Raw genomic sequence first — 22287 nt, 5'->3', positions numbered from 1 at the left:
TCAGTCCTCGCGTACGGGATAGGGATCGTGCAGGTTCAGCGCCGCCATGGCGGCCTGTTCCATCGCCTCCATGGCTTCCGCCTCGCCATCCTCGATATGGTCATAGCCTAGCAGATGCAGCATGCCATGGACAATCAGATGCGTGGCATGGTCTTCCACGGAAATGCCACGCTCTTCCGCTTCCACCGAACAGACGCCGTGCGCAAGCACGATATCGCCCAGCAATACTTCGCCATCATCGCTGTTCTGGGTGACGGTATCGAGCAGATCCGGCTGGATCATCGGGAAGGACAGCACGTTGGTCGGCTTGTCCTTTCCCCGATACTGGCGGTTGAACGTCTGGACTTCCTCGTCGCTGGTGAAGCGCACCGCGACTTCGATCGCGGTCGGCGCGCCCCGCCAATCGGCATAGGGCGTCTGCGCCAGCGCCGCCTCGGCCGCCCGCAGCGCGAGCGCTTCCCACTCGCCGTCCGGCCAAGGGGATTCGGGAAGGGCGGCAACGTCGAGCATCAGGCGAGGTCCGTCTTGGAGAAATCGTCGCCCTTGTAGAGCAGACGCGCATCATGGGATTTGGCGCAGGCATAGGCGAAGCAGTCGCCCATGTTGAGTCCGGCCGGGTGCCGTCCCTTGCCGAACTGCTGATAGGAATCGAGCGCCAGTTCCAGCTCGCGGGCGCCGATCGGCACCAGCGTCAACCCAAGCTGGTCGGCGTAGAGACTGGCTTCCTGGCGTGCCGCCGCGATATCCATTTCGCGCGAACGCGAGAGTGCGGCGACGGTTTCCCAGGCCGCCATCGCCGACCAGAGCGCCGGCGCGCCCTCGACCGCTTCGACCACCAGCCGATCGCGCTCGGGTTCCTCGGCAATGATCGCGACCATCGCCGATGCGTCTACGAACAGCGTCAAGCCTCGCCCCACAGCTCGTCGAAAAAGGCCTTGTCGGCGGGCAGCCCGGTCGGCGGCGGCAGCGGATGCGCGCGGCGGTGCGCGTCGAGCTTGCGCAGCACGTCCTGCGCGCGGCCCTTGGCCTCAAGCTCGGCCTTGCGCCGCAACAGGCTGTCGCGCACCGCCTCGGTCTTGGTGGTGCCGAGCGCGGCCGCGACCTCGGCGGCAAGCGCCGCGGTGTCCGGATCCTTGATGTAGAGCGATGCCACGCCGCGCCTCCGAAAGGGATATCCCGAATGTAGAACGGGATATCCCGGCCTTCAACCTTCGCCCTCATAGGCCGCGACGATGCGGCCGACGATCGGGTGGCGGACCACGTCGCCCACGCCGAAGCGCACCATCGAGATGCCTTCCACGCCCTCCAGCCGGTTGACCGCATCGTTGAGGCCAGAGGCATTGGGGCCGCCGGGAAGATCGGTCTGGTTGGGATCGCCGCAGATCACCATCCGGCTGTTCTGGCCGAATCGTGTCAGGAACATCTTCATCTGCATCGGCGTGGTGTTCTGCGCCTCGTCGAGGATGACGAACGCGTCGGCCAGCGTGCGGCCGCGCATGAAGGCGATCGGCGCGATCTCGATTTCGCCCGAGGCGATCCGCCGCTCCACCTGCTCGGCGGGCAGGCAGTCGTAGAGCGCGTCGTAGATCGGGCGGAGATAGGGATCGACCTTCTCCTTCATGTCGCCGGGCAGGAAGCCGAGCCGCTCGCCCGCCTCCACGGCCGGGCGCGACAGGATCAGCCGCTGGACGCTGCCGGTGATCAGCTGCGCCACGGCCTGCGCCACCGCCAGATAGGTCTTGCCGGTGCCCGCGGGCCCGAGCGCGAAGATCAGGTCGTTCGAGGCGAGCTCGCGCATGTAATGCGTCTGCGTCACCGAGCGCGGCACGATCGTCTTCTTGCGCGTGCGGATCATGATCGAGGGCTTGGGACCGCCACCGGTCGGTTCGGCGCGGACGATGCCGGTGAACATCGGTTCGGTCGACATCGCGATCACCGCATCGATCAGCCCGCCATCGACCTCCTCGCCGCGAATCACACGGCTGTGCAGTTCCTGGAGCACCTCGCGGGCATGCGCCACGGCTTCGGTGCCGCCTTCGATCACCACCCGCTGGCCGCGCGCGTGGATGTACACGCCCAGCCGCTCCTCAAGCATCAGCAGGTTGGAATCGAACTCTCCGAAGAGCTGCGGCAGGAGCTGGGGCTTGTCGAAGGTCACCTCTACCCGGGAACGTTCGCCGGACTGGGCGGGGACAGGCTTGCGGCTCATGCGGTCCTTTCGGTGTTGGCGCGGGGCGCGGGGATCACGCGGCCCCGGAGGGGCAAACCTTGGCATCGTGCGGAGGTTCCTTGGCGCATGTCGACGAACAAGATGGCAGACGCGGGCGCGGCTGCACAGGGGGCGTGTTGATTGCCCCTGCAATGCCGCGCGCGTGTGACGCGGTTGCGACACTCTGCCGCGGTTCGCCTCGGCGCTCCCCTTGCCCCGCGCGTGCCGAAACGGGAACGACCGGAGCGAGCCCTGGGGTTGGAAATACGCGACACCGTCGCTATCTGCACGGCCACGCATCAGTAACAACCAAGGTCTTCCATGAAGTATCTGCTTCGGGGCGCGTTCGCATGTGCGCTCCTGCTGTACGCGGGCTCGTCGCTCGCATAACGCCCGGGCAAAATGCCCAAAGCGGGACAGCGTTGAGACGCTCCTCCACGCTGGTGAGACGCCTTCCCCCAACGCTGCCGTCGAGCGAAATGCCCGCAGCTTGTACAAGCGTCTTCACGTCTATTTTCAAAGGAAAAGAAGAATGAAGTTCGCTGTTGCGGCGTTCGCCGCCGCCTTGCTCGCCACGACCGGTGTCGCCCGGGCAGCCCCGATCCTCGATACCGGCGCGGGCAACGCCACCACGGCGCGCGCGATGGACATTGCCGGGTCGCGCAGCCTTGCCGGCTATTTCGAGCTGGCCAGCGACGTGACCGTCGACGGCATCTACGGCTGGATCGGCGGCGACGAAGGCGCGCGCCTCACCGCCAGCATCTACAGCGAAATCGACTTCGTCCCCGCCAAGCAGCTCTTCTCCACCGCCTTCATCAACCGGGGCACCGTCGACTGGCAGGGCGCCGATTCGCTGAGGTGGAACCTCAAGGCAGGCTCCTATTGGGTCGTCTTCTCGGCCGCCGACGAAGATCGCACCAGCTACATGCCGGGCGGCGCGTCCAACCCGCTGGTGGCGTACCTCCACGGCAGCGAGGGCGACTGGCGCCGTCTGCGCGAGCAGAATCTCGGCATCCGCCTGACCGGCACCACCGGCGGCGCGGTACCCGAACCGGCAAGCTGGGCAATGTTGATCGGCGGCTTCGGCCTCGCCGGCGGCGCGATCCGCACCCGCCGCAAGCGTCCGGGGGCGCTGGCCTGAAAACCCGACCGGGCCGGGACGGCGATGCCGCGCCCGGCCTCGGCTACAGGCTCACCATCAGGTTGAGCGCGCCATATTTCGTCCAGCGCCCCGGCGGGGCGCCCGGCGCATCGCGCAGGAAGCGGCCCTTGGCGAACAGCACCGCATCGGCCTCCAGCCGCACCGCCTTGCTCAGCCGATAGCGCACCCGCCCGTCGAGCTGGTGCCCGGCAAAGTCGCCGGAGCGCCCGCGCACGTCGCGCACGCCGGTGCTGGAGAAGCTGTCGGTACGCGACGCCAGCCACATCGGCCGGTAGCTCAGCATCAGCTCGATCCGCGCATCGGGCGCGGCCTCGACCTGGAGCGAGGGCGCGACGACGTTGCTGCGCGCGATGGCGTTGTAGAGCCCCGCCGGCGCCAGGTCGGCGCGGCGCATGCCGAACAGCGTGTCGAAGCGGCCATAATGCCCGCCCGCTGCATCGCCGCTCGCATAATCGAACTCAGCCATCAGCCGGGGCTTCCAATCGCCCTGCCAGCTATAGCCCACCCGCCCATGGACGAACCAAGCGCGCACCGGCTGCCGCGCCCCACCGGCCAGCAGGCTCACCGATTGCGAGCCGGTCTGGCCGATCGCCTCGACTTCATAATCGAGCCTGGCCGGCGCCGGATCGCGCACGATGCGGATGGCGGCGGTATCCAGGGACCGATCGCGCGTCGGGCGACCGGGGGTGTCGTGCTCGCCGAGGTGGAAGTAACTCGCCTCGACCATCGCCGGGCCGATCGTCCGCGCGCGGCTGACCAGCCCGCCCCAGAGCACCAGCGCCGAGCCTTCGCGATCGATCGCGGGTTCGTTCGAGAGCAGGGAATCGAGATCGTCTGGCCGACGGCGCTGCGGCATGGTGTAGATGCCGGTCGCCGCCCAGCGCCCGCTGCTCCAGTCGGCGCGCACGCCAGTATAGCCGTTGGTCGTGTTGCGGTAGTCGTCGGCCGCGACCAGCCGGCGCGAGCCCAGGTTCAGCATGAAGCGCCCGGCCTGCAGCTTGAGCTTCGATCCGCGCCCCAGCGCCGCGCCGAGATCGAGCTGGACATAGGCCTGCACCGGCTCGAGCGTGTTGACCTCGCCCGTCGTCACCGGCGAGCCACGGTTGCCGTTATACACGCGGCTGTCCCACAATTCGCCGACGATGCTCGCCGGCCCATGCTGGTAGCGCGCGAGCAGGGTCGTCCGGAAATTGACGAGCTGGTCGCTCTCGTTGAAGCCGGCCCGCGCCTGCCCGTCGATCGCCTCGTAGCGCACGCGCTCGCTGGCGGCGAAGGTCAGGCCCTCGGCGGGGGGCGGCAGCACGCCCTGCGCGTTGGCGGCACCTGCCACCCCACATGCCAGCACCGCGAACGCCACCACCCGCCTGAACATTCTGGTTCCCCCGGATCCGAGGCAGCACCCCTAGGCCGGATCCGAGCGGCGGGTCATCCCGAAACCGTGAGCAGCTCCCGGCCGGCCAGCGAATTGGGACCGGCGCTGACCAGCTCGACCTCGATCAGGTCGCCGATCCTGGCGTTCGTTTCCAAATGCACCGATTGCAGCCAGGGCGACTTGCCGATCATCTGGCCGGGGCGGCGCCCCACCCGCTCGATCAGCACCGAACAGCGCCGGCCGACGCTCGCCTCGTTGAACGCCTGCGAATGGCGCGCCAGCGCCGCCTGCAGTCGCTGCAGCCGCTCGTCGGCGACTGCCTCGGGCAGGAACTGGTCGACCAGATCGGCCGCCGGCGTGCCCGGGCGCGGCGAATATTTGAAGCTGAAGCACTGGGCGTAGCCGACGGCGTCGACCAGCTGCAGCGTCTCCTCGAACTCGGCCTCGGTCTCGCCGGGGAAGGCGACGATGAAGTCGCCTGACAGCGCGATGTCCGGCCGCGCAGCGCGGACGCGCTCGAGGATCCGGAGGTAGGAATCGCGCGTGTGGCTGCGGTTCATCGCCTTGAGGATGCGGTCGCTGCCCGCCTGCACCGGCAGGTGCAGGAACGGCATCAGCTTGGCCACATGGGCGTGCGCCTCGATCAGCCCTTCGGCCATGTCGTTGGGATGGCTGGTGGTGTAGCGGATGCGGGCCAGGCCCTCGATCCGGTCGAGCGCCACGATCAGGTCGTGCAGGCCGCGGCCGTCGTCATCGCCCCAGGCGTTGACGTTCTGGCCGAGCAGCGTGATCTCGCGCGCGCCTGCATCGACCAGCGCCTTGGCCTCGTCGACGATCGCCGCATAGGGCCGGCTGACCTCGGCGCCGCGGGTGTAGGGCACCACGCAATAGGTGCAGAACTTGTCGCAGCCTTCCTGCACGGTGAGGAATGCGCTCGCGCCCACCTTGCGGCGCGTGGGCAGCTTGCCGAACTTGCTGGCGATCGGCATGTCGGTGTCGAGGCCGAGCTCCCCCCTGGCGGCCTTGTCCACCAGCTCCGGCAGATTGTGATAAGCCTGGGGCCCCACCACCACGTCCACCTTGGCGCGGCGGGCGATTTCCTCGCCCTCGGCCTGCGCGACGCAGCCGGCCACCGCGATCATCGGCCTGCCCGCCTCGCGCAGCTTGAGCCGACCGATCTCCGAATAGACCTTCTCGGTCGCCTTCTCGCGGATGTGGCACGTGTTGAGGACGACGAGATCGGCCTGGTCCGCCTCGGCGGCGACAAGGCCCTGGGCGGCCATCAGCTCGCCCATGCGCTCGCCGTCATAGACGTTCATCTGGCAGCCGTACGACTTGACGTGATAGGTCTTGGGGGTGGTCATGATCGGCGCGCCTATACGCGGGAAAGGCGGCGAAAAACAGGCCTTCTACGTCTTTGCGCAGGCGCCCGGCTCGTTCGTCATCCCGGCGAAAGCCGGGATCCATTGGGGTCTCCGTTCGGGCTCTTTCTGATAGCGACAGGCGAATGGATCCCGGCTTTCGCCGGGATGACGGTTTAGGCGGAAGGGTCGGATGCACCCTGCGCCGGCGCCTTGTACCCGATCGGATCCTCGGCGAACCTAAACGGCCGCAGCGGCTGGCCGAGCGTGCGCACCAGCGCTTCCTCGATCCGCCGCCGGCTCTCCGCCGCGATCGCCTTGCGGCCGGGGAAGTCGCGCGGGTCGAAGGGCTCGAGGAAATGCACGCGCAGCCGGAAGCGCTGCTTGCGCGCCAGCACCCGCTTGGCGTTGTTGAGGCCCCGCTCCTGCCCGATCCAGGCGATGTCCTCGCCCGCCGCGCCGTAATCGAGCATCACCGGCTGGACCATTACGCCCGGCGGCGGCGGCTCGAGCACGCGCAGCATCGGCGTCTTGAACGGCAGCAGCGACTGGCCGTCGGTGGTGGTGCCTTCGGGGAAGATCGTGACCGCCCAGGTCTCCGCCAGCGCCTCGCGCAGCTGATTGATCTGTTCGGCCACACCCATGCGGTTCTCGCGCTTCACATACACGGTGCGGTTGAGGCTCGCGAGCCAGCCGACCAGCGGCGAGGCACCGATCTCCGCCTTGGCGACGAAGGCGGTGCCGCTCGCCCCGCCCAGCGCGAGGATGTCGATCCAGCTGAGATGGTTGGAGACATAGAACACGTCGCGCTTCAGGGGCGTGCCGACGCGCTTCACCCGGGCGCCGGCGATCCGCGCGGCACTGCCCAGGAACAGCCGCGGCCAGGGCGAGGGCAGCCGCACCAGCCGGAACAGATAGTGCAGCGGCACGTGGACCAGCAGCGCCAGCGCCAGCCGCGCGATGCGGAACCACAAGCGTGCCTGCTCCGCCCCGGTCAGCCGGGTCGGCACTCCCTGGGTCGCTTCCTCGCGGCGGCGCCGGGCGCGCTCAGTTCTTGCGCTCGAGCGCAACCCCGTAGAGTTCCATGCGGTGGTCGACGAGGCGGAAGCCGAGCCGCTCGGCGATCTGCTTCTGCAGCAGCTCCAGCTCGGGATCGACGAACTCGATCACCTTGCCGCTCTCGACGTCGATCAGGTGATCGTGGTGCGCCTCGGGCGCGGGCTCGTAGCGCGCGCGACCATCGCCGAAATCGTGGCGGTCCAGGATGCCCGCCTCCTCGAACAGCCGCACCGTGCGATAGACGGTGGCGATCGAGATGCCCGGATCGATCGCGGCGGCGCGCTCATAGACCTTTTCCACGTCAGGATGGTCGTCGGCGTCGGAAAGCACGCGCGCGATCACCTTGCGCTGTTCGGTGATGCGCAGGCCTTTTTCGTGGCAGAGCGCTTCGAGATCAATCTTGCGAACCATGACACCGCTGTAGCGCCATTGACGTCATCGGAAAAGGGCAAGCCGCTCGCTCATGCTGATCGACCAAATGCGAAAACGCCGGCCGCGGACGGAGGTCCGGGCCGGCGCTTCATGCCTTGTCCCTGGGGACGTTGGCTCAGCGGGTCTTGCGACGCTTGGTGCCGAGGCCGATCTTCTTCGCCAGGCTGCGGCGCTGCTCGGCATAGTTCGGGGCGACCATCGGATAGTCGGCCGGCAGGTTCCACTTGGCGCGATACTGTTCCGGGGTCATCTGATAATGGGTCATCAGGTGACGCTTGAGCATCTTCAGCTTCTTACCGTCTTCGAGGCAGACGATATAGTCGGGCTTCACCGAAGCGCGCACCGAAACGGCCGGCTCCTGCTTGACTTCCGGCTCCGGCTGCACGGTGCCGAGACCGGTGAGCGCGCCGTGCACGTTCTGGATCAGCTGCGGCAGGTCCGACACGGCGACGCTGTTGTTGCTGACATGCGCAGCGACAATATCGGCGGTCAGCGCGATCAGGGTTTCCTGAATTTCAGATGAAGCTTCCATGATATTCCTTTCGACCCGTTCATGGCGACTATTCTGGATGTCGCCTGCAGCGTCCTATCGTGCGAAGCTTGGTGATTGGCAAGAGATCAACGTCGCAATGGTTGTAATTTTTACGCAAGCGGACGTGCCAAAGTGAGAGCATCGAGAGCCAGACCGCTAGTACCGCGATAATAGCCTCGACGTTCACCGATCTTCTCGAAACCCTCGCGGTGATAGAGGTGGATCGCTTCATTGCCTGCGCGGACTTCAAGATGGAGCTTGGTTGCCCCGCGATTGCGCGACTCCGCGATCACCGCGCGCAACAACGCGCCGCCAACACCCCGCCCACGCGCGCCGGGACTGGTCGCCAGCAACAACAGTTCGGCCTCGTCGAGCATCGCCCGCGCCATCGCAAAGCCGACGTCGCGACCACCGATGCTGGCGACAACGAGCCAAACGCCCGAAAGCGCCATCATCCCCACGCATTGCGACTGGGTCCAGGCCTCGCCGAATTCGGGATCGAAGGCCGACTGCATGATCCGGTTGACCGAGATCAGGTCGTGCACCCCGCCCTCGCGCAGCTCGATCGGCTGGGGCGCGGCGCTCATGCGAGGCCCCGCTCGGCGAGCGTCTTGGCATCGGGACCGCGGCCATAGAGCGGGCGCGGCGGCAGCGTGGCGAAATCGGGCGGCAGCAGCACTGCCTCAGCGGCACGGGGCAGCACCTCGCGCAGGTCCAGTCCCTCGGCCAGCGCGGCGAGGCGGTGGACGCCGCTGCCGAACGCGGCGCGGCCGTCGAGCGCGGCGAGCGCTGCCTCGGGCTGGAGCGAGGCGAGCGGGGTAGTGTCGACCAGCGGGGTCGCGAAATGCTGAACGAAGACCTCGCCGTGCCCACCTTCGAGCACCACCGACAGCCGGTCCAGCGTGGAATCGCCGGCGAACCCGGCAGCCGCGATCAGCGCGAGCGAGGAATAGCCGTGCACCGGCACGCCCCAGCCGATCGCGAGGCCCCGCGCGGCGGCGAGGCCCACGCGCACCCCGGTGAAGCTGCCGGGGCCGACATCGACGAGGATCGCATCGGCACGGCCGCCGCCGGGCAGTTCCCCGATCATCGGGATCAGCCGTTCGGCATGGCCGCGGCCGACAAGTTCGTGCCGTTCGGCAAGAACGGCACCATCCACCAGCAAGGCCACCGAACAGGCGGCAGTGGCGGTTTCGATCACGAGCAGTCGCGGGGCTTCAGCCATCGCCCCGCGCTAGCCAAAGAAATGGGGGCAGGTCAAATCACCCGGTTGAACTTGTCGAACGCCGGGCGCGGCAGACGCGCATGGACGGTCGACGGATCGCCGACGCCCAGCGTCGAGATGAAGTTCGACTTCACGCCCGGCTGGTCGGCGAAGAAGGCCTCGTCGACCTTGGCATTGTCGAAGCCCGACATCGGCCCGGTGTCGAAGCCCAGTGCGCGCGCGGCGATGATGAAATAGGCGCCCTGCAGCGACGAGTTGCGGAAGGCGTGCGGCTGGCGCGACTCTTCGGTCGGGAACCAGTTCTTCGCTTCCGGCGCGTGCGGGAAGAATTCGGGCAGATGCTCGGTGAAGTTCACGTCATAGCCGATGATCACGCTGGCCGGCGCCTTGCGGATCTTCTCGGCATTGCTGCCGCTGGAAAGGCTGGCGAGCTTGTCCTTGGCTTCCTGGCTCGTCACCCAAACGAACCGCGCCGACTGCTGGTTCATCGACGTCGGACCCATTTTGAGCAGGTCGTAGATCGCCTCGATATCGGCCTGGGTGACCGGCGTATCGGTATAGCCGTTGAAGCTCCGCGCGGTGCGGAAGATCGTATCGAGGGCGACGTCGTTCAGCGGCTGGCCCATGGCCTGCGGTCCTTTCGTGCTGGGGAGGCGGGAAGCGGGTGCGCGATCAGATCGCGCGCACCTCGGTGACTTCGGGGACATAATATTTGAGCAGCTGCTCGATGCCGTTCTTCAGCGTCGCGGTGGACGAGGGGCAGCCCGAACAGGCGCCCTGCATCTGGAGGAACACCTTGCCCTCGTTGAACCCGCGATAGACGATGTCGCCGCCGTCATTGGCGACCGCGGGGCGGATGCGCGTATCGATCAGCTCGCGGATCTGCGCGACGATGTCGGCATCCTCGGGATTGTCGCCGAAATCGGCGCTTTCGGGGGGCACGCTGAAGCCGGCGGCCGAGCCGGCCATGAACAGCGGCATGTTGGCCGAGAAATGATCGAGCAGGATGCCGAGCACGTCGGGCTTCAGGCTCAGCCACTCGACGCCCGGCGCGGCGGTCACCGAGATGAAGTCGCGGCCGAAGAACACGCCGGTCACATCCCCCAGCGCGAACAGCGCGGTGGCGAGCGGCGAGGCTTCGGCCTCTTCGGGGCTGGCGAAGTCGCGGGTGCCCGCCTCCATCACGATCCTGCCGGGCAGGAACTTGAGCGTGGCGGGGTTGGGCGTGGCTTCGGTCTCGATCAGCATGCCGCCCACATGGGCGCGTCCTTGCGCCGGATCAAGCGGCGCGCGGGAAACCCTGTGTTGCCGGCGCCGAAGTTCCGCTCAGGCGTCGGGATCGGTGGCGGGATAGACCTTGCCGACATGCGGCTCGCCGCGCGTGGCAGCGAAACTCTCCTGGCGCTGGCGCTCGCGGTAGCGTTCGCGGTCTTCATCGGTGCGCTCGTCATAGCAGGCGGCACAGCTTACCCCCGCCTCGTAGCGCGGCGAGCGGCGGTCCTCGACGCTTACCGGGCGGCGGCAGGCGTGGCAGAGTTCGTAGCTGCCGGGCGCCAGGCCATGGCCCACCGTCACCCGCTGGTCGAACACGAAGCATTCGCCGTCCCACAGGCTCTGCGCCTCGGGCACCTTTTCCAGATAGTTGAGGATGCCGCCCTTGAGGTGGAACACGTCCTCGATGCCCTCGGACTTGAGGAAGGCGGTCGACTTCTCGCAGCGGATGCCGCCGGTGCAGAACATCGCGACCTTGGGCGGCGTCTCGCCGCGGCCCAGCAGTTCCTCGCGGTGGGCGCGAAACCACTCTGGGAAGTCGCGGAAGCTCCTGGTGTGCGGGTCGATCGCGCCGCGGAAGGTGCCCGCCGCGACCTCGTAATCATTGCGCGTGTCGATCAGAATCGTGTTCGGGTCGGCGATCAGCGCGTTCCAGTCCTCGGGCGCGACATAGGTGCCGACGCTCGCCAGCGGATCGATGTCCGGCTGGCCCATGGTCACGATCTCGCGCTTGAGGCGCACCTTCATCCGGTAGAAGGGCTGCTCGGCGGCACGGGAATATTTCACGTCGAGACCGGCGCAGCCCGGCAGCGCGCGAACGTGGTCGACCACCGCCGCGATGGCGTCGTCGCTGCCGGCAATCGTGCCGTTCACGCCTTCGCGTGCGAGCAGCAACGTGCCCTTCACGCCCTGCGAACAGCAGAGCCTGGCCAGCGGGCCCTGCAGCGCCGCCGGATCGTCGAACCGGGTAAATTGGTAGAGCGCCGCCACACGGATCGGCAGCGCGGCAGTATCCGCAGCTTCAGTCATTTCGGCGGCTGTACTCCAGCGCGCGCGATTAGACCATGAAGCTTTCGCCGCAGCCGCAGGTGCCCTTGGCATTGGGGTTGGTGAACACGAAGCCGGCGGTGAAATCGTCTTCCACCCAGTCCATCGTCGAGCCGATCAGGTACAGCACCGATCCGCCATCGACGAAGAAGGTGCCGCCCGGAGTCTCGATCTTCTCGTCGAACGGCTTGGCCTCGGCGACATAGTCGACCGAATAGGCCAGCCCTGAGCAACCCTTGCGGGGCGTGGAGAGCTTGACGCCGACCGTGCCTTCCGGTGCCTTCGCCATCAGCGCGGCGATGCGCGCTTCGGCGGAGGGGGTGAGGAGCAGCGCGGCGGGGCGCTGGCGGGAGGTCGTCGCGGTGGTCATCGTCTCTTCTACCTTCTTGAGCCCCTCCCCTTCAGGGGAGGGGTTGGGGTGGGGGCCGACCGATCCACAAGTTGGTCGCTCGTGGAGAGTCCCCCACCCCCAACCCCTCCCTATAAGGGGAGGGGCTTAGATGGGTCACAACATCCCCAGTTCCAGCTTGGCCTCGTCGCTCATCTTCTGCGGGTCCCAGGGCGGATCCCACACCAGATTGACGTCGGCCGTCGCGATGCCCGGCACCGCGCTCACCCGCAGCTCGACCTCGCCCGGCATCGATTCGGCGACCGGACAATGCGGCGTGGTCAGGGTCATGGTGATCGCGGCATGGCCGTTGGCGGTAATGTCGACGCCGTAGATCAGCCCCAGATCGTAGAGGTTGACCGGGATCTCCGGGTCATAAATCTCCTTGAGCGCGTCGATCACCGCTTCGTAGAGCGGCCCCCCGGGCTCGCCTGCACCCGCCTCGACGGGCTTTTGCGAAAGGAAGCCGGAGAGATAGTCGCGCTTGCGCTCGGCGGCGGGCTCGACGGCCTCGTCGACCCGCGCCTTGGGCGGCGCCTCGACCGCGTCGACTTCTTCCACCACGATCCTGCGTTCTTCGTTCATCCGAAGATCCTCGTCACTCGCTCGATTCCTCGTACGAGCGCGGCGACGTCCGCCGGCCCGTTATACACGCCGAAGCTCGCCCGCGCGGTGGCGGGGACCTCCAGCAATTCCATCAGCGGCTGGGCGCAGTGATGCCCGGCGCGGATCGCGACATTGCCCTCGTCGAGGATCGTCGCGACGTCGTGCGGGTGGACGCCCTCCACCGCGAAGCTGACGATGCCGGCGCTGTCCTCGGGCCCGAACAGCCGCACGCTGTTGATCCCCGCGAGCGCGGCGCGCGTCTCGGTGACCAGCGCGGTCTCGTGCGCGTGGATGCGGTCCAACCCGATGCCGTCGACATAGTCGATCGCCGCATGCAACCCGACCACGCCGACGATGTGCGGGGTGCCCGCCTCGAAGCGGCCCGGGGGCGGGGCATAGGTGGTCCTGGCGAAGCTGACCCGGTCGATCATCGATCCGCCGCCCTGATAGGGCGGCATCGCGTCGAGCAGGTCGTACCGGCCCCAAAGCACGCCGATGCCGGTCGGGCCGTAGAGCTTGTGGCCTGAGAAAACATAGAAGTCGCAGCCGAGCTCGCCGACGTTTACCGGCAGACGGGCGACCGCCTGGCAGCCGTCGATCAGAATCTTGGCGCCGACCTTGTGCGCCAGTTCGGTCGCCCGCCGCACGTCGAGCACCGAGCCGAGCACGTTGGAGACATGGGCGAGCGCGACCAGCTTGTGCCGGTCGGTCAGCATCGCCGCCATCGCGTCGAGGTCGATACGGTGATCGTCGGTGAGCGGCATCACGTCGATCTGCGCGCCGATCTTTTCGGCGGCCATCTGCCACGGCACGATGTTCGAGTGGTGCTCAAGCGCCGAGAGCAGGATGCGGTCGCCGGCCTTGAGCTGGGTGGCCGCATAGCATTGCGCGACGAGGTTGATCCCCTCGGTCGCGCCGCGAACGAACACGACTTCCTCGGGCTTGCCGCCGATGAACTTCGCCACGCGCGCCCGCGCCGCCTCGAAGGCGAGCGTCATGTCTGCCGAGCGCTGGTACACGCCGCGGTGCACGGTGGCATAGGTTTCGCCATAGCCGCGCGCGATCGCGTCGAGCACCGGGCGGGGCTTTTGCGAGGTAGCCGCGGTGTCGAGATAGGCCCAGCCGGCGGGAATGGCCGGGAAGTCCGCGAGGACGTCGAGCGGGGCGCTCCGATCCTCCCCGGTACGGGGAAGGGGACCGCCGGCGAAGCCGGTGGTGGAGGGGGAGCTCGACCGGGCGATGGACTCGTGGAGGCCCCCCTCCACCACGCCGCTCCGCGACGCGGTCCCCCTCCCCGTTCCGGGGAGGATCGAATTGATCTCGCTCACAGCGCCGCCTCCAGCCAGGCCGCGGCGTCCGCCGCAAAGGCTTCGCGCACCGGCTCCTCGCCGATCCGGGCGAGCGCGTCCGCGACAAAGGCGTGGGTCAGCAGCGCCTTGGCCTGCGCGTCCGGGATGCCGCGGCTCTCCAGATAGAACAGCGCGTTGCGATCGAGCTCGCCCACCGTCGCGCCATGCGCACACTTCACGTCGTCGGCGAAGATTTCGAGTTCGGGCTTGAGGTTCACCGTTGCCGTGCGCTGTAGCAGCAGCCCGCGCAGCGACTGTTCGCCATCGGTCTGCTGCGCGCCGCGTGCGACTTCCACCCGCGCAGCCAGGCTCGCCACCGACTGGTCGGCCGCGACCGCGCGCCAGATCTGGCGCGACGTGCCTTCGATCTGCTCGTGGCGGACCGCGACCGCCGCCTCCTGGCGCTGGGTGCCGCTGGTGAGCAGCGCCCCGCCCATCTCGGCGAAGGCACCCTTGCCGGTAAGCGTCAGCGCGCCATCGATCCGGCTGCCCATGCCGCCCGCGCCGAGGAAGATCGAGACCAGGCTCGCTGCCTCGCCGATCTCGGCCTCGTCGCGGATCGAGACGAAGCCGCCGGTCTGCACCAGTCGCACTGAGCGCATCAGCCGCGCGCCCTTGCCGAGCGCGATCGCGGTCAGTCGGTTGGCCCAGCCGGTGCCGGCATAGGTCTCGACGATCGTGGCGACGGCATCGTCGGCAAGCAGGATGCGTGCCGGCACATGGTTCTCGCCGCCGGTGCCGATATGGACGATCTGGATGCAGGTCGCGGCATGCTCGGGGCCGCGGTGCAGCGCCCAACCCTCGCCGATCGCCAGGCTGCCGAGCGGGTGATCCGTCGCGGCGATCTGGCGGGTGACTTCCACCGGACCCGGGCGGCTATGCGCGGGTTCGAACACGCCGTCGACGAAGCAGAGGCGCGGGCCGTCGATATCGAGGAAAAGCGCTGCCGGATCCACCCCGGCAGGGGTAGGTGGCAAGGCCGCCGCGGCGCGCAAGGTCGCCATATCGGCCCAGCGCCATGCTTCCTGCCGGGTGGAGGGAAGATCGAGCACGGTCACGCCGCCAGCGCTCCATAGCCTTCGCGCTCGAGTTCGTGCGCCAGTTCCGGCCCGCCCGAACGGACGATGCGGCCATCGGCGAGCACATGGACGAAGTCCGGCTTCACGTAATCGAGCAGGCGTTGGTAATGGGTGATCAGCAGCACCGCCTTGTCGGGCGCGCGCATGATGCGATTGATGCCCTCGCCCACCGCCTTGAGCGCGTCAATGTCGAGGCCGCTGTCGGTCTCGTCGAGGATCGCGAGCTTGGGGTTGAGGATCCCCATCTGCACCATCTCGTTGCGCTTCTTCTCGCCGCCCGAAAAGCCGACATTCACCGGCCGCTTGAGCATCTCCGCGTCCATGCCGAGCGCGGCCGCCTGTGGGCGCGCCAGCTTGAGGAACTCGGCGCCCGACAGCGGCGCCTCGCCGCGGTGGCGGCGCTGGGCGTTGGCCGCCTCGCGCAGGAACTGGACGTTCGACACGCCGGGGATCTCGACCGGATACTGGAAGCCGAGGAACAGGCCGGCGGCGGCGCGCTCGTGCGGCGCCAGCTCCAGCAGATCCTGCCCGTCGAAGGTGACGCTGCCGCTGGTGGCGTCATAGCCGTTGCGGCCGCCGAGGACGTAGCCCAGCGTCGACTTGCCGGCACCGTTCGGCCCCATGATCGCGTGCACTTCGCCCGCGTTCAGCGACAGGGTCAGGCCCTTGAGGATTTCCTTGCCGTCGATTTCGGCGTGCAGGTTCTGGATGTTCAGCATGGGGTTCAGATCGCCACGGTCACGAGAGAAAGGGTCTTGGGCTTGGCGCCCGCATCATAGGCATCGACCATGGCGCCGTCGGGCAGCTTCCACATGATCTTGTACTGCTTCGGCGCGGTGACGCTGGCCTTGATGTCGGCCTCGATCGCATCGAGCACCGGGGTCAGCTTGTGCCAGGCGCTCGGCTGGTAGGGCCGATCGTTGAGCAGCAGGCGGCCGGCCTGGAAGTCGGAATCGAGGAAGTCCCGGCACTGCTTGATCGCGCCGGCGACCTTGGCCGTGCGCGCGGCCGCGTCCGCCGGCGCGGTGCCGATCGCGCGGACGATGCAGCGCGCGTGGTTGGTCGCCGCACCGAACTGCGCCGCGCTGTCGATCGCGACGCCGCCCTGGAGGGCGAAGGCAACGGCAAGAAGGGCGTTCAACATGCACGATACTCCTGCGGACCCGGAACGCGGCCCTGCGTCGTCACTATATCAGCCGACATGAGCGCAGGCTGAGCGGGGGCAGCGGGGCGGCTCACCCCACCGAGCCTTCGAGCGAGATGCCGAGCAGCTTCTGCGCCTCGACCGCGAACTCCATCGGCAGCTGCTGCAGTACCTCGCGCGCGAAGCCGTTGACGATCAGCGCCACCGCGGCTTCCTGGTCCAGCCCGCGCTGGAGCGCGTAGAACAGCTGGTCGTCGCTGATCTTGCTGGTGGTCGCCTCATGCTCGATCTGCGCGCTCGGGTTCTTCACCTCGATGTACGGCACGGTGTGCGCGCCGCACTGGTCGCCGAGCAGCAGCGAATCGCACTGGGTGAAGTTGCGGACATTCTCCGCGCTCGCCGCCACGCGGACCAGCCCGCGATAGGTGTTGTCGCTGCGCCCGGCCGAGATGCCCTTCGACACGATGGTCGAGCGGCTGCCCTTGCCGAGATGGATCATCTTGGTGCCGGTATCGGCCTGCTGGCGATTGTTGGTCACCGCCACCGAATAGAACTCGCCGACGCTGTTCTCGCCCGCCAGCACGCAGCTCGGGTATTTCCACGTGATCGCCGAGCCGGTCTCGACCTGGGTCCAGCTCACCTTGGAGTTGCGACCCTGGCACAGCGCGCGCTTGGTGACGAAATTGTAGATGCCGCCCTTGCCGTTCTCGTCGCCGGGATACCAGTTCTGGACGGTCGAGTATTTGATCTCGGCATCGTCGAGCGCAACCAGTTCCACCACCGCGGCATGCAGCTGGTTCTCGTCGCGCATCGGCGCGGTGCAGCCTTCCAGATACGAGACATAGGCGCCCTTGTCGGCGACGATCAGCGTGCGTTCGAACTGGCCGGTATTCTCCGCGTTGATGCGGAAATAGGTGGAAAGCTCCATCGGGCAGCGGACGCCCTCGGGCACATAGACGAAGGTGCCGTCGGAGAAGACCGCGCTGTTGAGCGTGGCGAAATAATTGTCGCGCTGCGGCACCACCTTGCCCAGCCACTTCTGGACCAGTTCGGGATACTCCCGGATCGCCTCGCTGATCGACAGGAAGATGACGCCCGCCGCCTTCAACTCCGCGCGGAAGGTCGTCGCCACGGAGACCGAGTCGAACACCGCGTCGACCGCGATCTTGCGCGCGCCCTCGACGCCGGCGAGCACCTTCTGCTCCTCGATCGGGATGCCGAGCTTCTCATAGGTCCGGCGGATTTCCGGATCGAGCTCGTCGAGGCTCGCGATCGTCTTCTTCTGCTTCGGCTCGGCGTAGTAATACGCGTCCTGATAGTCGATCGGCGGCACGTTGAGCTTGGCCCAGTCCGGCGCCTCCAGCGTCTGCCACAGGCGGAAGGCCTTGAGCCGCCAGTCGAGCATCCACTCCGGCTCGTTCTTTTTGGCGGAGATGTAGCGGACGGTATCCTCGCTCAGCCCCTTGGGCGCGAACTCCTGTTCGACGTCGGAGGCGAAGCCCCATTCGTACTTCTTGTTCGCGGCGGCGAGCGCCTCAGCATTCTTGGTGGCCATCAGAAAGATACCTGGCTTTCCCCGACGAGCGCCGGAGAAGGAGAAGAAAGGTCGGAAGTGGAAGGCGCGAGCCCATGCACCGGCAGTGCCGGCGCTGCAAGCGCGGGAGGACTGCTGAGGCTGGCAAGGCTGACCTGGGCGAGCGCCGAGCGGACCGCATCGCTCACCACGCCCCAGTGCGGCTTTACCCGGCAGTTGCCCTCGACGGCACAATCATGCCGCGCCGAATCGACGCAGACCGTCAGCGCGATCGGTCCCTCGATCGCCTCGACGATCTCGGCAAGGCTGATCGCCGCGGGCGGCCGGGCGAGGCGGAAACCGCCGCCGGTGCCGCGCGCGCTTTCGATCAGGCCTGCAGCGGAGAGCTTGCTCACCAGCTTCTGCACGGTCGGCAGCGGCAGGCCGGTCTCGTTCGCCAGCAGCGTCGCGTTGAGCCGGCACGACGCACCGCAGTGGCGCGCAGCAGCGGCCAACATCACCACGGCATAGTCGGCAAGGCTCGAAAGACGCATCGACTCCCAATCGGACAAAGTTGATCCGATTGGGCATGTGGGCCTAGCGACCGCCGAGGTCAACTGTCTCGGGGATCACATCGGGGAGAAAGTGGAACTTCTCGTGCTCGAGCGTTGCGGCGAGCACCGGATCGATGCTGTCGCGGAGCAGGCCAGGTGTCTGGCCGGTGAAATGCTTGATCTCATTGATCATGTGCGACTGGTCGGCAAAGGGCGCCACCACCTCGGCGAGCGGCGCGCCCTGGTGAATGCGCATCGCCGCGCCGATTGCGCGGAACTTGCGGCGCAGATGGTTGGGCGGGCCGGCGAAATATTCCTTGCACAGCCGCTGGACCTGGCGCTGGCCCATGCCGGTCTCGGCTTCCATCGCGTCATAGAGCGCGTCGATCGTCGGATCGCCCGAGGCCGCCCATTCGCGGACGATGCGTAGAAAGGCGACATGCGCCTTGGGCACGCGCCGCGCGGTGTCGATCCGGCGCAGCAGGAACGGCTCGACCGCGGCGACCATCGCCTCCAGCGTATCGAGCGTGCGGAGCTGAGCGTGCAGCGCATGCACCTCCGCCCCGAAAATCTCGCCGCCATCCACCAGCCGATCGGCCACCTGGTCCGCAGGCCGGCCGACCAGCGTGCGCCAGCCGATGCCGCGCAGGGAGATGCCGAAGCAGCGGAAGGGCCCCTGGATCCGGTAGGTCCAGTGCGCAGTGCCGGGGCCGTTGACCATCACCGGCAGCGTTGTCTCGCTATGCTCGTCGGGGAAGCGGACAACGCCCTCCCCCTCCAGGCAGAAGCGCCACTGGCCGAGATCGACGCGCTCGACGCCCTCGATGCACGGCGCGTCGATATGGGCGAGATAAAAGCTCTCGACATGCGGTATCAGCCGCCCGGTGGACGGTTGAAAGCGAATATCCAAAGGCTGTCCCGCCCCCGCGCCACTGCGCGCGGCAATTGCAACCTGGCCCTCGTCGGCGCCACGCATGCGAAGCTGTTCCCCTGTGCTTCGGTTCGTCGCACAGCTGGAGCATGGACGCGCGAAAAGCGCAACGGAAAAGAGGCCCGGCCGGTTGCCCGGCCGGGCCCAAAGGAAAGGGTTCCCCCCGTTAAGCGGAACCCCTCGGGTCGCAAGGATGCTCTACCCGATTCGGGAGGCCCGGTATTGTACGGAATCGACATTCTGGCCTTTGACGACGTTTGCCTTGCGATGCATGAGCGCTTTCATGGGCAAGATTCTTCGCAACATGGTCTTCACGCTCGATCCGGAGCGGGCACATCGCGCTGCGATTCGCGCGCTGGCGCTTTGGGGCGGCGCGGGTGCGCCCTTCGGTGGCGGGCCAGAGTCGGCGACGCCGGTGACGCTGGCAGGGCTGACCTTCCCCAATCGAATCGGCCTGGCCGCGGGGCTCGACAAGGATGCCGAGGCGATCGCCGGCCTGTTCGGACTCGGCTTCGGCGCGGTCGAGGTCGGCACGCTCACCCCCCGCCCGCAGCCCGGCAATCCCAAGCCCCGCCTGTTCCGCCTGGTCGAGGACGAGGCGGTGATCAACCGCATGGGCTTCAACAATGGCGGGATCGACGCCGCACTGGCCCGGATCGCCCGGCTGAAGCAGCGGCCCGGCATCCTCGGCATCAATGTCGGCGCCAACAAGGAGTCGACCGACCGCGTCGCCGATTACGCGCTGGGCGTCACCAAGGCCGCGCCGCACGCCGATTACATCACGATCAACGTGAGTTCCCCCAACACGCCGGGCCTGCGCGACCTGCAATCGCGCCCCGCGCTCGACGAGCTGCTGGCGGCCGCGCATGCCGCGCGCGGCACCACGCCGCTGTTCCTCAAGGTCGCGCCCGATCTCGACCGCGCTGGGCTGGAAGGCGCGGTGCGCGCGGCGATCGACCATCATGTCGACGCGCTGATCGTTTCCAACACCACTATCTCGCGCCCGCCCCTCGCCTCGCCCCAGGCCGGGGAGGCGGGCGGGCTTTCGGGCAAGCCGCTCAAGGAGCTCGCCCGCGCCAAGCTGATCGAGGCGCGCGAGGCCTCGGGCGGGCAGCTGCCGCTGATTTCGGCAGGCGGCATCGACGGGCCGGACGAGGCCAAGCGCCGGATCGAGGCGGGCGCGGTGCTGGTCCAGGTCTATTCGGCGCTGCTCTATCGCGGCACCGGTCTGGCACGGAGCATCGCCAAGGCGCTCGCCTGACCGCTTGCCTCCGGGGCAAAGCGCGCTACGCCTAGGCGCCATGAAGAAAATGGTCGCGCTGCTCCTCCTGCTGTTCACGCCGCTGCTCGCCCATGCCCAGGGCATGGTGAGCGCCGCCGATCCGCGCGCAGCGGCGGCGGGCGTGGAGATCCTGCGCGCAGGCGGCAGCGCCACCGATGCCGCGATCGCGACGATGCTGGCGCTGGGCGTGGTCGAGCCGCAGAGCTCGGGGCTCGGCGGCGGCAGCTTCCTGGTGCTCTACGACGCCAGGACCAAGGCGATGACCACCGTGGACGGCCGCGAGACCGCGCCCATGGCCGCCGACGACCATTGGTTCTACGGCGCCGACGGCCAGCCGCTGAGCCATTTCGCCGCGGTGCCGGGTGGGCGCAGCGTCGGCGTGCCCGGCGCGGTGCGCGCGATGGCGCTGGCGCACCGCCGCTCGGGCAAGCTCGCCTGGGCCCAGCTGTTCGCCCCCGCCATCCGCCTTGCCCGCGACGGCTTCGTGCTGAGCCCGCGGATGAACAATTCGCTGACCCAGTTCTCGGGCCATGTCGATCCCGCCTATCGCGCGCTGTTCTTCGGCGCAGACGGCAAGCCGCTGCCCGCCGGTACCACGGTGCGCAACCCGGAGCAGGCCGCACTGCTCGAACGCATCGCAAGCCAGGGGCCCGACAGCTTCTATGTCGGTCCGCAGGCGACCAAGCTGGTCGCGGCGGTCAACGGCGCGGCGCGCAATCCTTCCAAGATGACCGCCGGCGACCTTGCCGCCTATGACGCCAAGGCACGGCCGGCGCTGTGTGGGCGCTATCGCGGCTACAAGGTCTGCTCGATGGGCCCGCCATCCTCGGGCGGCATCACCGTGCTGATGATCCTGGCGCAGCTCGAACGCTTCGACATGGCGAAGCTCGGAAAGGATTCGGCCACCGCCTGGCACCTGTTCGCCGAGAGCTCGCGCCTCGCCTATGCCGATCGCGACCTGTATCTCGGCGATCCGGACTTCGTGCAGGTGCCGCTGAAGGGGCTGCTCGACCGCCGCTACATCGCCAGCCGTTCGAAATTGATCGATCCCGCCAGGACGATGACCCGCATCGCCGCCGGCACCCCGTCGGGTGCGCCGAAGCGCGTGCTGGCCAAGGTGCAGGAAGTCGCCGGCACCACCGATCTCGCGGTGACGGACGGGGCAGGCAATGTCGCGGAAGTCACCACCACCGTGGAAGGCCCGTTCGGCTCCGGGCTGACCGTCGACGGCATGATCCTCAACAACCAGCTCACCGATTTCGACATCGTGCCGGTGAAGGATGGGTATCTGGTCGCCAACCGAGTCGAGGGCGGCAAGCGGCCGCGCAGCTCGATGGCGCCGACGATCGTGTTCGGCCCCGACGGCAAGGTGCGCCTCGCGGTGGGCGCGGCGGGCGGATCGACGATCATCGCGCAGGTGGCGAAGGCGATCGTCGGCGTCGTTGACTGGAAGCTCTCCGCGCAGGACGCGATCGGGCTCGGGCTGCTCTATGCGCCGGGCAGGACCGCGACCGCCGAGCAGGGCACCCAGCTCGACGCGATGCTGCCGGCGCTGCGCGCGCTCGGCGAGGACGTCCGTACCGCGCCGATGGGCCTCAAGGCCAATGCGATCGAGCGCGTGGGCGGCCGCTGGGTCGGTGCTGCCGATCCGCGCAGCGAAGGCGTGGCGATGGATCAGAACGGCGCGGTAACGGTTATACAGCGGGTGGGCGCCAAGCCCAACCGCCCGTCGGAATGACGCGGGACGCCCAAGGATAAGATGGGGCGCCT

26 protein-coding genes are annotated in these 22287 nt (G+C 67.9%); 3 read left to right on the top strand and 23 right to left on the bottom strand.

All coding sequences use genetic code 11. From position 1 onward, the window contains the following. From ybeY to ABIC65_RS15615, 4 genes are read right to left on the bottom strand one after another with little or no spacing between them, the layout of a single operon-like run. Positions 1-510, bottom strand: a complete 510-nt coding sequence (gene ybeY, locus ABIC65_RS15630; RefSeq protein ID WP_354309958.1) for an rRNA maturation RNase YbeY — start codon at positions 508-510, stop codon at positions 1-3. Beyond that, positions 510-905 (bottom strand): type II toxin-antitoxin system VapC family toxin, encoded by a 396-nt coding sequence (locus ABIC65_RS15625; RefSeq protein WP_354309956.1) that lies wholly within the window; start codon positions 903-905, stop codon positions 510-512. Before ABIC65_RS15625 ends, ybeY begins: the two co-directional genes overlap by 1 nt. Beyond that, the gene (locus ABIC65_RS15620) at positions 902-1153 is read right to left on the bottom strand and encodes a type II toxin-antitoxin system VapB family antitoxin (RefSeq protein ID WP_010543707.1); all 252 of its coding nucleotides are present in this window, start codon (positions 1151-1153) and stop codon (positions 902-904) included. The genes ABIC65_RS15625 and ABIC65_RS15620 overlap by 4 nt, the downstream gene beginning before the upstream one ends. 51 nt (positions 1154-1204) lie before the next feature. Next, positions 1205-2209 carry a PhoH family protein gene (locus tag ABIC65_RS15615; protein WP_354309955.1) on the bottom strand — a complete coding sequence of 335 codons (1005 nt, stop codon included), beginning with the start codon at positions 2207-2209 and terminating at the stop codon, positions 1205-1207. Between the two features lie 532 nt (positions 2210-2741). Here ABIC65_RS15615 and ABIC65_RS15610 point away from each other — a divergent pair. Continuing rightward, on the top strand, positions 2742-3350 hold the full coding sequence (locus tag ABIC65_RS15610) for a PEPxxWA-CTERM sorting domain-containing protein (RefSeq protein WP_354309953.1): 609 nt from the start codon (positions 2742-2744) through the stop codon (positions 3348-3350). Positions 3351-3393: 43 nt separating this feature from the next. Here the strand turns inward: ABIC65_RS15610 and ABIC65_RS15605 are convergent, their stop codons facing one another. The 19 genes from ABIC65_RS15605 to ABIC65_RS15515 form a co-directional block, all read right to left on the bottom strand. After that, on the bottom strand, positions 3394-4743 hold the full coding sequence (locus ABIC65_RS15605; RefSeq protein WP_354309952.1) for an alginate export family protein: 1350 nt from the start codon (positions 4741-4743) through the stop codon (positions 3394-3396). A 53-nt stretch (positions 4744-4796) separates the two neighbouring features. After that, entirely contained in the window at positions 4797-6107 is a 1311-nt protein-coding gene (gene miaB, locus ABIC65_RS15600) for a tRNA (N6-isopentenyl adenosine(37)-C2)-methylthiotransferase MiaB (RefSeq protein ID WP_354309950.1), read from the bottom strand. 173 nt (positions 6108-6280) lie between these two features. Continuing rightward, positions 6281-7114 carry a lysophospholipid acyltransferase family protein gene (locus ABIC65_RS15595; RefSeq protein WP_354309948.1) on the bottom strand — a complete coding sequence of 278 codons (834 nt, stop codon included), beginning with the start codon at positions 7112-7114 and terminating at the stop codon, positions 6281-6283. A gap of 37 nt (positions 7115-7151) precedes the next feature. Beyond that, positions 7152-7574, bottom strand: a complete 423-nt coding sequence (locus ABIC65_RS15590; RefSeq protein ID WP_066724328.1) for a Fur family transcriptional regulator — start codon at positions 7572-7574, stop codon at positions 7152-7154. 136 nt (positions 7575-7710) lie between these two features. Then, positions 7711-8127, bottom strand: coding sequence for a MucR family transcriptional regulator (locus ABIC65_RS15585; protein ID WP_064310290.1), 417 nt, complete (start codon positions 8125-8127; stop codon positions 7711-7713). Between the two features lie 110 nt (positions 8128-8237). Beyond that, on the bottom strand, positions 8238-8714 hold the full coding sequence (gene rimI / locus ABIC65_RS15580; RefSeq protein WP_354309947.1) for a ribosomal protein S18-alanine N-acetyltransferase: 477 nt from the start codon (positions 8712-8714) through the stop codon (positions 8238-8240). Next, entirely contained in the window at positions 8711-9352 is a 642-nt protein-coding gene (tsaB, locus tag ABIC65_RS15575; RefSeq protein WP_354309945.1) for a tRNA (adenosine(37)-N6)-threonylcarbamoyltransferase complex dimerization subunit type 1 TsaB, read from the bottom strand. Before tsaB ends, rimI begins: the two co-directional genes overlap by 4 nt. 32 nt (positions 9353-9384) lie before the next feature. Then, complete coding sequence (locus ABIC65_RS15570; protein ID WP_354309943.1) at positions 9385-9978, bottom strand: malonic semialdehyde reductase; 594 nt, start codon at positions 9976-9978, stop codon at positions 9385-9387. Between the two features lie 46 nt (positions 9979-10024). Then, positions 10025-10600, bottom strand: coding sequence for a NifU family protein (locus ABIC65_RS15565; RefSeq protein ID WP_125976082.1), 576 nt, complete (start codon positions 10598-10600; stop codon positions 10025-10027). A gap of 78 nt (positions 10601-10678) precedes the next feature. Beyond that, the gene (gene trhO, locus ABIC65_RS15560) at positions 10679-11653 is read right to left on the bottom strand and encodes an oxygen-dependent tRNA uridine(34) hydroxylase TrhO (RefSeq protein ID WP_354309942.1); all 975 of its coding nucleotides are present in this window, start codon (positions 11651-11653) and stop codon (positions 10679-10681) included. Positions 11654-11681: 28 nt separating this feature from the next. Then, positions 11682-12041, bottom strand: a complete 360-nt coding sequence (locus ABIC65_RS15555; RefSeq protein WP_354309940.1) for a HesB/IscA family protein — start codon at positions 12039-12041, stop codon at positions 11682-11684. A 135-nt stretch (positions 12042-12176) separates the two neighbouring features. Next, the gene (locus tag ABIC65_RS15550; RefSeq protein WP_354309939.1) at positions 12177-12644 is read right to left on the bottom strand and encodes an SUF system Fe-S cluster assembly protein; all 468 of its coding nucleotides are present in this window, start codon (positions 12642-12644) and stop codon (positions 12177-12179) included. After that, the gene (locus ABIC65_RS15545) at positions 12641-13798 is read right to left on the bottom strand and encodes a cysteine desulfurase (RefSeq protein WP_354310033.1); all 1158 of its coding nucleotides are present in this window, start codon (positions 13796-13798) and stop codon (positions 12641-12643) included. The genes ABIC65_RS15550 and ABIC65_RS15545 overlap by 4 nt, the downstream gene beginning before the upstream one ends. A gap of 191 nt (positions 13799-13989) precedes the next feature. Next, complete coding sequence (locus ABIC65_RS15540) at positions 13990-15072, bottom strand: SufD family Fe-S cluster assembly protein (protein ID WP_354309937.1); 1083 nt, start codon at positions 15070-15072, stop codon at positions 13990-13992. Continuing rightward, a complete protein-coding gene (gene sufC, locus ABIC65_RS15535) occupies positions 15069-15812 on the bottom strand; it encodes a Fe-S cluster assembly ATPase SufC (RefSeq protein ID WP_354309935.1) in 744 nt (247 codons plus the stop codon). The genes ABIC65_RS15540 and sufC overlap by 4 nt, the downstream gene beginning before the upstream one ends. Positions 15813-15817: 5 nt before the next feature. Next, positions 15818-16237 (bottom strand): hypothetical protein, encoded by a 420-nt coding sequence (locus tag ABIC65_RS15530; protein WP_354309933.1) that lies wholly within the window; start codon positions 16235-16237, stop codon positions 15818-15820. A gap of 91 nt (positions 16238-16328) precedes the next feature. After that, positions 16329-17792 (bottom strand): Fe-S cluster assembly protein SufB, encoded by a 1464-nt coding sequence (gene sufB, locus ABIC65_RS15525; protein ID WP_264606687.1) that lies wholly within the window; start codon positions 17790-17792, stop codon positions 16329-16331. Then, positions 17792-18304, bottom strand: coding sequence for an SUF system Fe-S cluster assembly regulator (locus tag ABIC65_RS15520; RefSeq protein WP_354309931.1), 513 nt, complete (start codon positions 18302-18304; stop codon positions 17792-17794). Before ABIC65_RS15520 ends, sufB begins: the two co-directional genes overlap by 1 nt. Positions 18305-18347: 43 nt before the next feature. Continuing rightward, positions 18348-19280, bottom strand: a complete 933-nt coding sequence (locus ABIC65_RS15515) for a helix-turn-helix domain-containing protein (RefSeq protein ID WP_354309930.1) — start codon at positions 19278-19280, stop codon at positions 18348-18350. Positions 19281-19518: 238 nt separating this feature from the next. Between ABIC65_RS15515 and ABIC65_RS15510 the strand changes: the two genes are divergently transcribed. Both ABIC65_RS15510 and ggt read left to right on the top strand, forming a co-directional pair. Then, a complete protein-coding gene (locus tag ABIC65_RS15510; RefSeq protein WP_354309928.1) occupies positions 19519-20496 on the top strand; it encodes a quinone-dependent dihydroorotate dehydrogenase in 978 nt (325 codons plus the stop codon). Positions 20497-20536: 40 nt separating this feature from the next. Further along, positions 20537-22255, top strand: a complete 1719-nt coding sequence (gene ggt, locus ABIC65_RS15505) for a gamma-glutamyltransferase (protein ID WP_354309927.1) — start codon at positions 20537-20539, stop codon at positions 22253-22255. The last annotated feature ends 32 nt before the right edge of the window (positions 22256-22287 follow it).

This window comes from Sphingomonas trueperi (assembly GCF_040545665.1).
GTDB lineage: Bacteria > Pseudomonadota > Alphaproteobacteria > Sphingomonadales > Sphingomonadaceae > Sphingomonas > Sphingomonas trueperi_B.
The sequence above is the reverse complement of the archived record's forward strand: the minus strand, read 5'-3'. Positions and strand labels throughout refer to the sequence as shown.

Excerpts from the sequence above, each read along its gene's own strand:
- ABIC65_RS15555 (WP_354309940.1), bottom strand. The coding sequence starts at position 12,041 with ATGACCACCGCGACGACCTCCCGCCAGCGCCCCGCCGCGCTGCTCCTC.
- sufC (WP_354309935.1), bottom strand. The coding sequence starts at position 15,812 with ATGCTGAACATCCAGAACCTGCACGCCGAAATCGACGGCAAGGAAATC.
- ABIC65_RS15515 (WP_354309930.1), bottom strand. The coding sequence starts at position 19,280 with ATGCGTGGCGCCGACGAGGGCCAGGTTGCAATTGCCGCGCGCAGTGGC.
- ABIC65_RS15565 (WP_125976082.1), bottom strand. The coding sequence starts at position 10,600 with ATGCTGATCGAGACCGAAGCCACGCCCAACCCCGCCACGCTCAAGTTC.
- ABIC65_RS15585 (WP_064310290.1), bottom strand. The coding sequence starts at position 8,127 with ATGGAAGCTTCATCTGAAATTCAGGAAACCCTGATCGCGCTGACCGCC.
- ABIC65_RS15510 (WP_354309928.1), top strand. The coding sequence starts at position 19,519 with ATGGGCAAGATTCTTCGCAACATGGTCTTCACGCTCGATCCGGAGCGG.
- ggt (WP_354309927.1), top strand. The coding sequence starts at position 20,537 with ATGAAGAAAATGGTCGCGCTGCTCCTCCTGCTGTTCACGCCGCTGCTC.
- ABIC65_RS15550 (WP_354309939.1), bottom strand. The coding sequence starts at position 12,644 with ATGAACGAAGAACGCAGGATCGTGGTGGAAGAAGTCGACGCGGTCGAG.
- ABIC65_RS15530 (WP_354309933.1), bottom strand. The coding sequence starts at position 16,237 with ATGTTGAACGCCCTTCTTGCCGTTGCCTTCGCCCTCCAGGGCGGCGTC.
- rimI (WP_354309947.1), bottom strand. The coding sequence starts at position 8,714 with ATGAGCGCCGCGCCCCAGCCGATCGAGCTGCGCGAGGGCGGGGTGCAC.
- ABIC65_RS15520 (WP_354309931.1), bottom strand. The coding sequence starts at position 18,304 with ATGCGTCTTTCGAGCCTTGCCGACTATGCCGTGGTGATGTTGGCCGCT.
- ABIC65_RS15615 (WP_354309955.1), bottom strand. The coding sequence starts at position 2,209 with ATGAGCCGCAAGCCTGTCCCCGCCCAGTCCGGCGAACGTTCCCGGGTA.
- ABIC65_RS15605 (WP_354309952.1), bottom strand. The coding sequence starts at position 4,743 with ATGTTCAGGCGGGTGGTGGCGTTCGCGGTGCTGGCATGTGGGGTGGCA.
- ABIC65_RS15590 (WP_066724328.1), bottom strand. The coding sequence starts at position 7,574 with ATGGTTCGCAAGATTGATCTCGAAGCGCTCTGCCACGAAAAAGGCCTG.
- trhO (WP_354309942.1), bottom strand. The coding sequence starts at position 11,653 with ATGACTGAAGCTGCGGATACTGCCGCGCTGCCGATCCGTGTGGCGGCG.
- sufB (WP_264606687.1), bottom strand. The coding sequence starts at position 17,792 with ATGGCCACCAAGAATGCTGAGGCGCTCGCCGCCGCGAACAAGAAGTAC.
- miaB (WP_354309950.1), bottom strand. The coding sequence starts at position 6,107 with ATGACCACCCCCAAGACCTATCACGTCAAGTCGTACGGCTGCCAGATG.
- ABIC65_RS15610 (WP_354309953.1), top strand. The coding sequence starts at position 2,742 with ATGAAGTTCGCTGTTGCGGCGTTCGCCGCCGCCTTGCTCGCCACGACC.
- tsaB (WP_354309945.1), bottom strand. The coding sequence starts at position 9,352 with ATGGCTGAAGCCCCGCGACTGCTCGTGATCGAAACCGCCACTGCCGCC.
- ybeY (WP_354309958.1), bottom strand. The coding sequence starts at position 510 with ATGCTCGACGTTGCCGCCCTTCCCGAATCCCCTTGGCCGGACGGCGAG.
- ABIC65_RS15570 (WP_354309943.1), bottom strand. The coding sequence starts at position 9,978 with ATGGGCCAGCCGCTGAACGACGTCGCCCTCGATACGATCTTCCGCACC.